The organism is Bifidobacterium sp. UMB1197, assembly GCF_030217745.1.
Classification (GTDB): Bacteria; Actinomycetota; Actinomycetes; order Actinomycetales; family Bifidobacteriaceae; genus Bifidobacterium; species Bifidobacterium vaginale_B.
Genome location: NZ_JASOOL010000005.1, coordinates 52,449 through 64,707, shown reverse-complemented (window position 1 = coordinate 64,707; position 12,259 = coordinate 52,449). Strand labels below are relative to the sequence as shown.

15 protein-coding genes are annotated in these 12,259 nt (G+C 40.8%); 14 read left to right on the top strand and 1 reads right to left on the bottom strand.

What is annotated here, in order from left to right; genetic code table 11:
• Nucleotides 1–133 precede the first annotated feature (133 nt).
• The 5 genes from QP420_RS04235 (at nucleotide 134) to QP420_RS04215 (ending at nucleotide 5,120) form a co-directional block, all read left to right on the top strand.
• Nucleotides 134–469 (top strand): hypothetical protein, encoded by a 336-nt coding sequence (locus QP420_RS04235; RefSeq protein ID WP_472997807.1) that lies wholly within the window; start codon nucleotides 134–136, stop codon nucleotides 467–469.
• Nucleotides 441–731: a VRR-NUC domain-containing protein gene (locus QP420_RS04230; protein ID WP_481616631.1), complete on the top strand. Its 291-nt coding sequence runs from the start codon at nucleotides 441–443 to the stop codon at nucleotides 729–731. Before QP420_RS04235 ends, QP420_RS04230 begins: the two co-directional genes overlap by 29 nt.
• On the top strand, nucleotides 712–2,151 hold the full coding sequence (locus QP420_RS04225) for an SNF2-related protein (protein ID WP_481616630.1): 1,440 nt from the start codon (nucleotides 712–714) through the stop codon (nucleotides 2,149–2,151). Before QP420_RS04230 ends, QP420_RS04225 begins: the two co-directional genes overlap by 20 nt.
• A complete protein-coding gene (locus tag QP420_RS04220; protein ID WP_481616629.1) occupies nucleotides 2,111–2,539 on the top strand; it encodes a sigma factor-like helix-turn-helix DNA-binding protein in 429 nt (142 codons plus the stop codon). The genes QP420_RS04225 and QP420_RS04220 overlap by 41 nt, the downstream gene beginning before the upstream one ends.
• A gap of 142 nt (nucleotides 2,540–2,681) precedes the next feature.
• Nucleotides 2,682–5,120, top strand: a complete 2,439-nt coding sequence (locus QP420_RS04215; RefSeq protein WP_481616628.1) for a glycoside hydrolase domain-containing protein — start codon at nucleotides 2,682–2,684, stop codon at nucleotides 5,118–5,120.
• 59 nt (nucleotides 5,121–5,179) lie between these two features.
• On the opposite strand, the gene QP420_RS04210 is transcribed toward QP420_RS04215, so the two are convergent.
• Nucleotides 5,180–5,593 (bottom strand): hypothetical protein, encoded by a 414-nt coding sequence (locus QP420_RS04210; RefSeq protein ID WP_481616627.1) that lies wholly within the window; start codon nucleotides 5,591–5,593, stop codon nucleotides 5,180–5,182.
• A 282-nt stretch (nucleotides 5,594–5,875) separates the two neighbouring features.
• Here QP420_RS04210 and QP420_RS04205 point away from each other — a divergent pair, with 282 nt between their 5' ends.
• From QP420_RS04205 to QP420_RS04165, 9 genes are all read left to right on the top strand, one after another.
• On the top strand, nucleotides 5,876–6,061 hold the full coding sequence (locus QP420_RS04205; RefSeq protein WP_250309938.1) for an HNH endonuclease: 186 nt from the start codon (nucleotides 5,876–5,878) through the stop codon (nucleotides 6,059–6,061).
• Between the two features lie 150 nt (nucleotides 6,062–6,211).
• A complete protein-coding gene (locus tag QP420_RS04200) occupies nucleotides 6,212–6,772 on the top strand; it encodes a P27 family phage terminase small subunit (RefSeq protein WP_481616626.1) in 561 nt (186 codons plus the stop codon).
• 10 nt (nucleotides 6,773–6,782) lie between these two features.
• Nucleotides 6,783–7,568, top strand: coding sequence for an S-adenosylmethionine synthetase N-terminal domain-containing protein (locus QP420_RS04195; RefSeq protein WP_481616625.1), 786 nt, complete (start codon nucleotides 6,783–6,785; stop codon nucleotides 7,566–7,568).
• 14 nt (nucleotides 7,569–7,582) lie between these two features.
• Nucleotides 7,583–8,818: a site-specific DNA-methyltransferase gene (locus QP420_RS04190; protein ID WP_481616624.1), complete on the top strand. Its 1,236-nt coding sequence runs from the start codon at nucleotides 7,583–7,585 to the stop codon at nucleotides 8,816–8,818.
• Nucleotides 8,819–8,916: 98 nt separating this feature from the next.
• Nucleotides 8,917–9,567, top strand: a complete 651-nt coding sequence (locus tag QP420_RS04185) for a virulence protein (protein ID WP_481616623.1) — start codon at nucleotides 8,917–8,919, stop codon at nucleotides 9,565–9,567.
• A complete protein-coding gene (locus tag QP420_RS04180; RefSeq protein ID WP_481616622.1) occupies nucleotides 9,551–9,715 on the top strand; it encodes a hypothetical protein in 165 nt (54 codons plus the stop codon). The genes QP420_RS04185 and QP420_RS04180 overlap by 17 nt, the downstream gene beginning before the upstream one ends.
• 164 nt (nucleotides 9,716–9,879) lie before the next feature.
• Nucleotides 9,880–10,164, top strand: coding sequence for a transcriptional regulator (locus QP420_RS04175; protein WP_481616621.1), 285 nt, complete (start codon nucleotides 9,880–9,882; stop codon nucleotides 10,162–10,164).
• 262 nt (nucleotides 10,165–10,426) lie between these two features.
• Nucleotides 10,427–10,537 carry a DUF7678 domain-containing protein gene (locus QP420_RS04170; RefSeq protein WP_481616620.1) on the top strand — a complete coding sequence of 37 codons (111 nt, stop codon included), beginning with the start codon at nucleotides 10,427–10,429 and terminating at the stop codon, nucleotides 10,535–10,537.
• Nucleotides 10,538–10,659: 122 nt separating this feature from the next.
• On the top strand, nucleotides 10,660–12,252 hold the full coding sequence (locus QP420_RS04165) for a terminase large subunit (RefSeq protein ID WP_481616619.1): 1,593 nt from the start codon (nucleotides 10,660–10,662) through the stop codon (nucleotides 12,250–12,252).
• The last annotated feature ends 7 nt before the right edge of the window (nucleotides 12,253–12,259 follow it).

Below are 12,259 nucleotides of genomic sequence, written 5' to 3'. Positions count from 1 at the left end.
ACAACACATGAAAATCTATATTAAATAAAATCTTTATTTATTACTTATAGCGTACACGTAACACGTGTATTCGCGCGTAAAGGGATTTTTAGCCATTTGTCCGTCCTTGTCCCGATAGAAAGGATAAAAAATTATGAGAAGTAAACAAGCAAGAACAATGGAAAGATACATGAAAGCAGGAGCTGAAATGAGACTGCTTAAGAGCCTTAGCGCAAGGCTTATCACAGATACAGGCTCTATCCTCTTAAAAACGCAGCAGGATAAATTGATGAGAGCCATGGATAAAGTCAGTCAGCTATGTTCAGTAGCAGAAGAAAACATGTTTAAAGACTATCCCGATTTAAGCAAAGACTATATTGACGTGTTTTACGGCGATGTTGCTAATGAACCGAGAAACGAAGTGGATAAGAAAATCATTGAGATGGCAAAAGAGGTATCTGATGGGCTTTTTACGAGAAAAGGAAACTGAGCGAAAACTCGTCCGTGAAGTCAAAGCTGCGGGAGGACTTTGTTTAAAGCTTACAAGTCCTTCCGTTGACGGGCTTCCAGACAGGCTGGTTTTACTTCATGGTGGCAAGATTGGTTTTGTCGAGCTTAAAGCACCAGGTAAAAAGCCTAGAGTCTTACAGGTGAAACGGATGAAAGACTTACAGGATTTAGGTTTTAAGGTTTTCGTGGTTGATGAGAAAAGTCAGATTGGAGGTGTGATTGATGCGATACGAGCCACATGAGTATCAAAAGTATGCGACTGATTTTATTATCAATCGTCCTATTTCAGCGGTTTTCCTTGAATGCGGTTTAGGTAAGAGTGTGATAAGTCTTACAGCAATTAACGACCTGATGCTTGACTCGTTTGATGTTTCTCGCACACTGGTTATAGCTCCTCTTAGGGTTGCAAACACTACGTGGCCTTTAGAGTTAGAAAAGTGGGAGCATTTAAAACACCTGACTTATTCTGTGGTAACAGGCACTGAGAAGGAGCGGATTCAAGCACTAAAAACGCCTGCTCACGTTTATATTATTAACCGTGAAAACGTGGAGTGGCTAATAATGAAAAGCGGCCTGCCGTTTAATTTCGACATGGTTGTGATAGATGAGCTTTCAAGTTTTAAATCATATCAGGCGAAACGTTTCAAAGCATTACTGAAGGCTAGGCCGAAAGTTAAAAGGATTGTAGGTCTTACAGGAACTCCGTCTTCTAACGGGCTAATGGATTTATGGGCTGAGTTTAGGCTGCTTGATATGGGTCAAAGGCTAGGCCGTTATATTACGTATTATCGGCAGAACTTTTTTAATCCTGATAAGCGTAACCAGCACATGGTTTTTTCCTATAAGCCTAAAGATGGTGCTGAGAGTTTAATCTATAAGCAGATAGCTGATATTACGATTTCGATGAAGTCGAAAGACTATTTGAAAATGCCTGCGTGTGTGATAAACGAGGTGAAAGTAGAGTTATCCGGTAAGGAGCGAAAACTCTACGATGAGCTGAAACAGGATATGGTGGTGTCGTTGGAGGGTAAAGAGATTGATGCGATTAACGCAGCGTCTCTTTCAAATAAGCTTCTTCAAATGGCAGGCGGCGCGGTTTATAACGAGAAAAAAGAAAGCGTTCATATTCATGATCGTAAGCTTGATGCTTTAGAGGATTTAATCGAGGCTGCTAACGGTAAACCGGTGCTTGTAGCTTACTGGTTTAAGCATGATCTTGAGCGGATTAAGAATCGTTTTAACGTGCGTGAGATTAAAACGAGTGCTGATATTGCTGACTGGAATGCCGGCATGATTCCTGTAGCGTTGATTCACCCGGCTTCCGCGGGTCATGGTCTTAACCTACAGGCTGGCGGCTCTACTCTTATCTGGTTTTCCCTGACTTGGAGTTTGGAACTTTACCAGCAGACGAACGCCAGGCTTAACCGTCAGGGTCAAACCGGCACGGTTGTAATCCATCACATCATCACTAAGAACACGATTGATGAGGATGTGATGAGGGCTTTAAGCATGAAAGCTAAAGTACAAGATGCTTTAATCGAGTCGGTTAAAGCAAGACTATCAATTAACGAAGTGAGGGAAAGGGGTTCTAGAGAGAACTTACCTCAAAATGGAGGTAAGAATGAACAAAAAAGAATACTTACTGCAAGCCTATCTTCTTGATAAACGGATTAAGGCTGACATGGATGAAGTAGTAAGACTGCGTGAGCTTGCTACAAGTGTTTCTTCATTAAGATACGACCGAGAGTATGTGCAAACGACTCGAAGCGTGGAAGCTCCGTTTGTGAAAGCTCTTATAAGGGTTATGGATTTAGAAGCCAAGATTAACATGGAGATCACGCTGCTTATCAGTTTGAAAGAGCAGATTTTGGATGTGATTTCTAAACTTGAAAGCGTGGATGAGCAGATGATTTTACGCTACCGTTACATGAATAACATGACGTGGGAGGATATTGGTAAAGAACTCCATGCTAGCAGAATGACGATTATAAGATGGCATGGTAAAGCATTAGAGCACATAGTTTTACCAGATAATCTAATCCAAATCTAAAAAATGGTACGGTTTGGTACGCTCTGATACGAGATGACACTGCCTCCTATATGGTATTATAAACTTAGCAAAAACTGTAAATACTAAGCCTTGGAAGAGTAATCTTTCAGGGCTTTTTTCATGCCTAAAAGGAGGGCACAACATGGATCAGATGGTATTACTAACACAACAATGGTTAAACAAAACCTATGGTGATAAGCCTGGGTTTGGTTCAGTTATTACTGATGGGAATACTGGTTGGGATACAATTAATGGGCTTATTCGTGCTTTGCAGATTGAGCTTGGTATAACAGAAACGGCAAATAATTTTGGGAAAGGTACTCAGTCACGATTTAAGAAGCGCTGGCCAAATGGTATTGATCAGACAGATGAAAGTAATAATATTCATGGAATTATTCAGGGTGCTCTTTGGTGCAAAGGGTATGAGGCTGAATATGGAGGCATAACAGAAGAATTTACATATAATGTAGCAAACTCTATTTCTGATCTTAAAAGTGATATTGGTCTTTCAGATATTTCATCTACTGTGGATCTAGAACTAATGATGGTTCTTTTATCAATGAAACAATTCAAATTGTTATCGTTGTATGGAGGCAAAGAAGACATTCGTGTAACACAGCAGGCTGTTAACAGTAAATATAAGAATTATACTGGAATTATTCCAACAGACGGTCTGTATGGTCGTGAGATGAATACAGCATTGATTCAAGTGTTACAAGCTGTTGAAGGGTTTACTCCAGCTGAGGCTACTGGCAATTTTGGTAATGGCACACGATCACGTTTAAAGACAATTAGTGAGGGAACGAGTGAGTGGGTTTGGTTGGCAAGCGTAGCCCTCACATGTAATGGGTATTCGCTTACGCCAACTTCAACATGGAATAATGCAATAGTGTCGGCATTGTATAAGTTCCAAGCAGAGCATGTTATTCCTGTTACAGGTAAGGTTGATCCAACAACATGGATGAGCCTGTTAACTTCGAAAGGTGATCCTAATCGTTCTTGTGTAGCGTGTGATACACGTTTTGAGATTACTGACGAGTTTGCTGAGTGTTTGAAGGCTGATGGTTATAGGATTGTTGGTCGTTATTTGAGTGAACCTGATCAAAAAAACACTGCTGAAAAGGACTATTTTAAGGCATTGCGTACTGGAGAATTGGAAAGAATTGTGAGCCACGGTCTTCAATATTTCCCTATTTTTCAAGAGTATTCAACTGAATTACGTCATTTTACAGCAGAAAATGGAGCTCGTCATGCAAAAGAAGCGGTTGCTTCAGCTAAACGTCTTGGAGTTCCGCCAACAGTAATCTACTTCGCGGTTGATTATGATGCAACGAATCCGGAAATTAGTAGCAATATTTTGCCGTACTTCAAAGCTGTTAAAGAAAATATGCATGGTGGTTATCGGATTGGAATTTATGCATCTAGAAATATTTGTACTCGTGTTAGTAAAGCAGGATATGCGGTAGCATCATTTGTGTCTGATATGTCTACAGGTTTTAGTGGAAATCTAGGCTTTTCTATTCCAAGTAATTGGGCGTTTGATCAATTCCATGAAATCCCTGGCTATAAAGGTAAATGGGATCTTGACAGAGTAGCATATTCTGGACGTTTTGGAGCAGTTGGAAGTGTAAATCATTCAACTGGCAATCCACAATCAAAGATTACTTATGTCGCTCCACCTAATCCAGATACGTCTCGTTTAACAAAAATTGAAAAAGTGATAGACCTCATTCAACAATTAGAAAGCGTGTATGATAAATGGCGAAAAGTATATCAAAAGTATGCGGTGGCTCTAGAGTATCATCCTTTAAGCGTGACTCAAGGTGTGATTAATTATCTAGCTAAGGCATATATGACGAATTGGAAATTTGCTATTGCTGGCGCGTTTGCAGATCCATTTTTCATAATATTCATGGAAAAAGAATATCCTGCATTAAAAGATAAGCTGGATACTTATATTGGTAATAAGCGTGACGAAGTTGCTGATATAAGTGGTGGTAAAAACGATATAGCACACTTTGCTTATACGCTTTATTGTTATGCTTATTCTAATTTAGCTCCAGATCATTGGACTGGTTGGGCAGGAGATCTTGCAACAGGCATGGATGACTTACATAAGTACCTGCAAAAGTATCCATCTCTTGATCGTATGAAAGCAGCATATGCTCTTATTGGTTCAGACAGTAGTGCACAGTCAGAGTATTTTAAAGCAAATCATGTCAGTAATAAACTTGGTATTCGCTGCAATTTTACAGATTTTTGTGATGATGCAGACGCTATCTATCTAGGAATGAATCTACGTAATGCTAGTGATGAAAATTTGCATACTTTAAGCGATATGATGACAACTTATTACAGTAGTATTACTGCTCAAAAGAGATATACTGCTTATGCTCAAGATGGGTTAGATTTCAGTTCATTTAAAGCACTGGAAAATTCTATTAAAGCAAAAATGTATGGATGTCTGGAAAAAATTCTAGGACTTGGATTGCTGGCACGGCTTGCTGGCGAATCAACTGATGAAGAACGAGATGCATGCTGTATTGCTATGGCTCATTATTTGCTGGCAAAATCAAAATAATCATAGAGTTAAATCATTGAGATAACAGGTCACGGAGGTGATTGAGGGTGTCTTTATTCTCAATCACCTTTGTGCTTTTGGTTTCTTCTTCGTAAAAACTCTTTAACAATGATTGGAATTATAGTTGGGATACATTCAAGAGTAATAAAAAATGTAATGTACGTGCAAGTCCAGCTACTACCCAATTGTTGAGGAGACTCTTGTAATATCAATAAATCAATGGCTGGTGCGATAAGCGCTATGGCAATGGTTTTACAAACTCCTAAGTTTTCGAGTGTTTTTTGATTGACAACGATTGAGTAAAGGACAAGTGTTGTTAAACCAAATACGTGAGCTATAACAATGAGTAAAAAGGGTGAGTCATAAACAATTTCCCAACTGAGTGATTTAAGAGAGTTAATAATAAGACCTAAAAGAGGGAGTAATAATGAAAAAAGGAATAATCGTATAGCCTGATACACAGATTTCTTCATTACAACCTCCTTAAATTTATATAGTCAAGTGGATGACTACTGTCATAGACAGACTATTTTTCACTCATTTTACGTTAATTTATCTTACTTGAAAAGGGAGGATGAGTCTTGCCAAGAAAACCTAAAAGACCGTGCTCTTATCAAGGCTGTCCGAACCTAACTGACGGCAGGTTTTGTGAGGAACACTTAAAACAAGAGAACCGGCGCTACGAAAAATACGAGCGTCCTTATGATTCTCACAAGCGTTACGGCAGAGCGTGGCAGAAAGTCAGGGACTCTTATGTGAGAGAGCATCCTTTCTGTGAGCTTTGCTTTAAGAATCGTGTGCTTGTTCCTGTTGAGCAGGTTCATCATATTAAACCGATTGCTGAAGGCGGAACACATGAGAGGAATAATCTTATTTCTCTTTGTAAAAGCTGCCATTCTAAAATTCACGCTAAGCGTGGAGACCGCTGGCATAACAAATAAAAACCACCCCAGGGGCGGTCAAAATCTCTAAAAATCTATTCCCTGGGGAACGGGCGCAGGGTATTTTGCGTAAAAACAGCGTATTCAAAAGGGTAATAGGGAAAATCGGACACGAAAATTTTTAATAGTTAAAACTCATGCGGGAAGGAGGTGGAAAGTTTGCCTACAAAATCAAATAATATTGGCGGTCGTGGCGGCAGACGCGTGGGTGCCGGGCGGAAGAAGAAAGCGGTTGTTGAAAAAGCTAGTGAAGGGAACCCCGGTGGTAGGCCTTTAAGCGTGCTTGATATTCCGGAGCTTGAAGGTGCTGAAATGCCTCAGCCTCACGAGTTTTTATCCGCCACGCAAAAAGACGGTACTCAGCTTCAGGCTAGAGAAATTTTTGAAGAAACATGGAAGTGGCTAAAAGACATTGGTGTTAGCAGTAAAGTCCCGTCTCCTCTTATTGAACGGTATGCGATGAGCTGTGCTCGTTGGATTCAATGTGAGGAAGTAACCAGTAAACTCGGGTTTCTTTCCAAGCATCCTACCACGGGTAAACCGATACCTTCGCCTTTTATCAATATTGGTATTAACTACATGAATCAGGCGGTCAGGCTTTGGAATGAGATTTTCCAGATTGTGAAAGAAAACTGTTCGACTGAGTTTGATGGTGTTTCACCTCAAAACGATTTAATGGAACGCCTGCTTATTACACGTAAAAACATTTAGGAGAAAAATTATGATAGAAAAAGTAAACCCGTCGCATGTTGACAAGATTGCGGATCGTATTGCTGGAGCAATTGTTGATCTGGCTTACAAGCTGGATGAGAATCCGAAGATTGCTGTTGAGGTGATGCTCGGGCATGGTAAGTGTGCCGTGTGTATTGAAAGCACGGTGATGTTTAAGTTTAAGGATATTAAAAATATTATCCACCGTTTAAGCCCTGGGAAAGTAAAGATTGATATTACGGTTGTGCCGCAGGATAAGCATTTAAGCCGAAACCAAAACGGCATGGTTCGCTGTGGTGATAACGGGATTTTTAAAGGCGTACCACTAACAGGCGAGCAGAAGAAGCTTTCTGCTATTGCTCGAAAGGTTTATGAAAAGTATCCGTATGACGGCAAGTATGTTCTTGATGGTGAAAAGCTTATCATCTGCCAGTCTCACGCTAAACGAGAAGACTTATTGAAAGACTATCCGAGTGCGTTTGTTAATCCTTTAGGCGACTGGACGGGTGGTATCAACGTGGATACGGGAGCGGTTAACCGAAAACTCGGATCAGACATGGCTGATGCTGTTACAGGCGGCGGCTTGCATGGTAAGGATCTTACGAAAGCTGACGTGTCGGTTAATATTTACGCGTTTTTGAAAGCGCAGGAAACCGGCCGGGTGGTTGAGTTTTCTTGTGCTATCGGGGATGAAATGGTTGATGGTAAACCGTATGCGCAGATTGTGAAAATTGCGAAAGATTATATTGACTCTGTGGGTGGTTTTGAAAAGCTGGCTTGCTGGGGTCTTTTCTAACGGGAGGAAAGCTTATGGAAAAAGAAATGCAGTATTATTTGGCTGACGTAAGTGAGCTTATCCCGTATGTGAGAAACGCTCGCACGCACTCTGAGGCACAAGTATCTCAAATAGCGGCAAGTATTCGCGAGTTTGGTTTTCTATCCCCAATTCTAGTAGCGGAAGATAATACGATTCTTGCAGGCCACGGCAGGCTTGCCGCGGCATTAAAACTGGGTCTTAAAAAAGTTCCGTGTGTGAAAGAAAATCATTTAACTGAAACACAAAAGCGTGCTTATATTATTGCGGATAATAAGCTTTCACTTAACGCAGGCTGGGATAATGAGCTTTTAGCTGTTGAATTGTCGGAGCTTGAAGGAGCTGATTTTAATCTTGATCTTCTCGGGTTTGACGAGGCGGAACTTTCCAGTATTTTTGATGCTGATAAAGACGTAAGCGATGATGATTTTGATGTTGAAAAAGAGCTGGAAGAACCGTGTTTTTCTAAAACAGGTGACATGTGGACGCTTGGTAAGCATCGTATTATTTGCGGTGATGCTACTAAGTTAGAAACATATAAGACGCTTCTTGAGAATACTAAAGTGAATCTGGTTGTTACTGATCCGCCTTATAACGTGAACTATGAGGGTGCTGCTGGGAAAATTAAAAACGATAATATGGAGAATGACAAGTTTTACCAGTTTCTTTTCAACTCGTTCGTGAACATGGAGCAGGCGATGGCAGATGATGCGTCTATCTACGTGTTTCATGCTGACACGGAGGGTTTGAATTTTAGAAAAGCATTCCAGGACGCGGGGTTTTATCTTTCAGGTTGTTGTATTTGGAAGAAACCGTCTCTGGTGTTGGGTAGAAGCCCTTACCAATGGCAGCATGAACCGTGTTTGTATGGGTGGAAGAAAAAAGGTAAACACAAGTGGTACGCGGGTAGGAAAGAAACTTCAGTTTGGGAGTTTGAAAAGCCTAAGAAAAACGCTGATCATCCAACCATGAAACCAATAGCTCTTTTAGCGTATCCGATTAAAAACTCGAGTATGACGAACTCGCTTGTGTTAGATCCGTTTGCTGGAAGTGGTAGCACGCTTATAGCCTGCGAACAGACGGGTAGAATCTGCTACGCTATCGAGCTTGACGAGAAATATTGTGACGTGATTGTGAAACGTTATATTGAGCAGATTGGAAATGATAAGAGTGTGAAAGTTTTAAGAGGCGGTAAAGAATACTCGTTTACTGAAGTATGTGCTAACAAGTAAGACTCGTATTTTATATGAAAAATAGTTTGCGACCGCTTGATAAAAACCTTCTTTAGAGTGATTTATATATGTACCCGAAAAAATCTAAAGGAGGAAAAATGGAATTAAAATACGGGTTAAAAGGAAAAGATAGGCAGCCGCTTATTAAAGCTATAGAGGATTCTACGGGAGTAAAGGCTGTTTACTTAAAAACTCCGAGTATGTCTTACAGGATAGGTGTTTTCAACATTAGTAAAGATGGTACGGTCACGTGTAGTAGTGAAGAAAATTTAGATGATTTAAAAAACATGTTAGACACTGACTATGGTATAAGTCTTCCAGTCTGCGCGTGTGATGGTACGCAATGTTTTAGTGTTGAGTTTCCTAAAGATAAGGCTGATGTGGTAAAGCTTAGGAAAATTCTTGATAATAAGGGTGATCTTATTAAAAAAGCGTTAGGAGTGAACAGTCTTAATATTAAGGAAGAAGATGATAAGCTTATTTTTCCTTGGTTTGAGCAGGCTAACCAACCAGGCTTGGCATCCTATGCGAAGTTTATAAACAGTCTTTGTAAAATGAGCGTGGAAATTAAACGCGTAAATAATAGTAAGCATAAGCCGGTTAACGATAAGTATGCTTTCAGATGTTTTCTTCTCAGACTCGGGTTTATAGGAGACGAGTTTAAACAAGACAGGAAAATTATGCTTTCCCGTTTAGAAGGATCCTGCGCTTTTAGAAACGGGGGTGAGCGTAATGCTGTATGCGAGTGAAGACCAGGCGTACGAGTTGAGTGAAGACTGTCCTACAGGCTCTTTGGTTGAAGAAATTTTCGCGAATTTAGAGCAAGAGAACGAGGTTTTTATAAAAGCATGTTTGACTGTAGTAGATGATTTTTGGGTGATGATTATTTCCGCATGATTTTAGAAACATTTTAACGGTTTTTAAGAGTAAAAAAATTAGCTAAAACTGGTGGGGAAAAAACGTGTAAATACCCGGTGTTTCTTGGCTTAAAAGCTTGCTATTCTGCGCTTTTAGAGTGATATATAGTATCAGCAAAAACACGTGCGCAAAGGAGAAAACCTGTGAAAAAAGAAATCTTACAAAACCTTACAAACGAAGTTAAAACATGCAGACGCTACACACTAAACGCAATCAAAAAAGCTGAAGAAGGAAAAATTAGTTCGGCTATCAGCATGCTCGACATTGCGCAAACAGCAAAAACCTGCGCCATGAAAGCCCACGAGGAGCTTTGGAAGGTAAGCGAAGGAAAACTAAACGATACAGAGTTTGAACTGTTTGCGGATGCTGAAACATTGGACAAAGATATTCAAAAAGCCTATCAAGCGATTCAACAAGCAAGAAGATAAAAGAAAGGGGGGATAGTCAGCCATAGGGTTGGAAGGCTGGAGAAAAATCGTGGAATTATCCGCGATTTTTTCTCGTTTACGGCTTGCTATTATGCGCTTTTAGAGTGATATATAGTACTAACAAAAAACACAGAAAAAGGAGCAAAACCATGTGGGAACAAGATACGCTTAAAGTAGAAAATCAGGTTGTAAACTACAGCATGAAGGTTTTTGAAGAGCCAAGCGATACGGGATTAACCAGGGAAGAATTTCCAAGCTCACTTTGAAAAACAATAACAAGGTTATCGCAAACTACGATAGAGGCTGGGACATGATGCCAACAAGCAAGATTGCAAACGAGGCTTTAGAAATGATCCTAGACGCAAGAAACTAAAAACTTTAAGTTTAGTTAAAAGTAGCAGGGCTTTTAGGCCCTGTTTCTCGTAGGAAAGATAAGAAATGATGTGGACGCAAGTAAGCGTCTTTTTTTATGCCTAAAGAAAGGAGGAGCTTAAGTTGGAAAAATACGAGGTTACTAAGTTTAAAAAAGAAGATTCAACCTATAGTAAAGAGCTTGCGGATTATGCCGTGAGTTTTATCGAATGTTTAACACACACGAAAGGCACGTGGGCGGGTAAGCCTTTTAAGCTCCTAGCCTGGCAGGAACAGATTATTAGGGACTTGTTTGGCGTGGTGAAACCGAATGGTTACCGTCAGTTTAATACCGCGTATATTGAAATACCTAAGAAAATGGGTAAAAGTGAGCTTGCCGCTGCAGTGGCACTGCTTTTGTGCTGTGGGGATAATGAGGAGCGAGCGGAAGTTTATGGTTGTGCGGCGGACCGTCAGCAGGCAACGATCGTGTTTGATGTGGCGGCGGACATGGTTAGAATGTGTCCGGCTCTTAATCGTAGGGTTAAAATTTTAGCTTCGCAAAAACGTATTATTTTCCTACCAACTAACAGTTTCTACCAAGTGTTGTCGGCTGAAGCGTACTCTAAACACGGGTTTAACATTCACGGTGTTGTGTTTGATGAGCTTCACACGCAGCCTAACCGTAAACTTTTTGACGTGATGACTAAAGGCTCCGGGGATGCTCGCATGCAGCCACTATATTTTCTGATTACCACGGCTGGTACGGATACGCATTCTATCTGCTATGAGACGCATCAGAAAGCAGTGGATATTCTCGAGGGTAGGAAAATTGATCCAACTTTTTATCCCGTGATTTATGGTGCAAAAGATTCGGATGATTGGACGGATCCTAAGGTGTGGAAGAAAGCTAATCCTTCTCTTGGGGTGACGGTTCAAATGGAGAAAGTTAAGGCTGCTTTCGAGTCAGCTCGCCAGAATCCTGGTGAAGAGAATGCTTTCCGTCAGCTTCGTCTTAACCAGTGGGTGAAACAGTCTATTCGTTGGATGCCGATGGAAAAATGGGATGCTTGCGGTTTTCAGGTGAATGAGGAAGAACTCGAGGGCAGGGTTTGCTATGGGGGTCTTGACCTTTCAAGCACCACTGATCTTACGGCTTTTTCGCTTGTGTTTCCGCCTTTAGATGAGTCGGATAAGTTTCGTATCCTACCATATTTTTGGGTGCCTGAAGAAACCTTGAGTTTGCGCGTGAAACGAGATCATGTGCCTTATGACGTGTGGGAAAAACAAGGGTTTATTAAGACTACGGAAGGAAACGTTGTTCACTATGGGTTTATTGAAAAATTCATCGAAACTTTAGGTGAACGTTTCAATATTCGTGAGATTGCTTTCGACCGTTGGGGTGCGGTGCAAATGGTGCAAAACCTTGAAAACATGGGGTTTACCGTGGTTCCGTTCGGACAAGGGTTCAAGGATATGAGTCCGCCTACCAAGGAGCTTATGAAGCTTGTGCTCGAGCAGAAAATCGCACACGCAGGGCATCCGGTGCTTCGCTGGAACATGGATAACATTTTCATCCGCACTGATCCTGCAGGAAACATTAAATGCGATAAGGAAAAATCAACCGAGAAAATCGATGGTGCTATAGCCACCATTATGGCGCTTGACCGTGCTATCAGATGCGGTAACGCGAACACTCAAAGCGTGTATGACAATCGCGGGATTTTGTTTATGTAGGAGGTGA

What these genes read in the sequence shown, in the direction of transcription:
- QP420_RS04235 (WP_472997807.1), top strand. Translation starts at nt 134, where the DNA reads ATGAGAAGTAAACAAGCAAGAACAATGGAAAGATACATGAAAGCAGGA.
- QP420_RS04230 (WP_481616631.1), top strand. Translation starts at nt 441, where the DNA reads ATGGGCTTTTTACGAGAAAAGGAAACTGAGCGAAAACTCGTCCGTGAA.
- QP420_RS04225 (WP_481616630.1), top strand. Translation starts at nt 712, where the DNA reads ATGCGATACGAGCCACATGAGTATCAAAAGTATGCGACTGATTTTATT.
- QP420_RS04220 (WP_481616629.1), top strand. Translation starts at nt 2,111, where the DNA reads ATGAACAAAAAAGAATACTTACTGCAAGCCTATCTTCTTGATAAACGG.
- QP420_RS04215 (WP_481616628.1), top strand. Translation starts at nt 2,682, where the DNA reads ATGGATCAGATGGTATTACTAACACAACAATGGTTAAACAAAACCTAT.
- QP420_RS04210 (WP_481616627.1), bottom strand. Translation starts at nt 5,593, where the DNA reads ATGAAGAAATCTGTGTATCAGGCTATACGATTATTCCTTTTTTCATTA.
- QP420_RS04195 (WP_481616625.1), top strand. Translation starts at nt 6,783, where the DNA reads ATGATAGAAAAAGTAAACCCGTCGCATGTTGACAAGATTGCGGATCGT.
- QP420_RS04190 (WP_481616624.1), top strand. Translation starts at nt 7,583, where the DNA reads ATGGAAAAAGAAATGCAGTATTATTTGGCTGACGTAAGTGAGCTTATC.
- QP420_RS04185 (WP_481616623.1), top strand. Translation starts at nt 8,917, where the DNA reads ATGGAATTAAAATACGGGTTAAAAGGAAAAGATAGGCAGCCGCTTATT.
- QP420_RS04180 (WP_481616622.1), top strand. Translation starts at nt 9,551, where the DNA reads ATGCTGTATGCGAGTGAAGACCAGGCGTACGAGTTGAGTGAAGACTGT.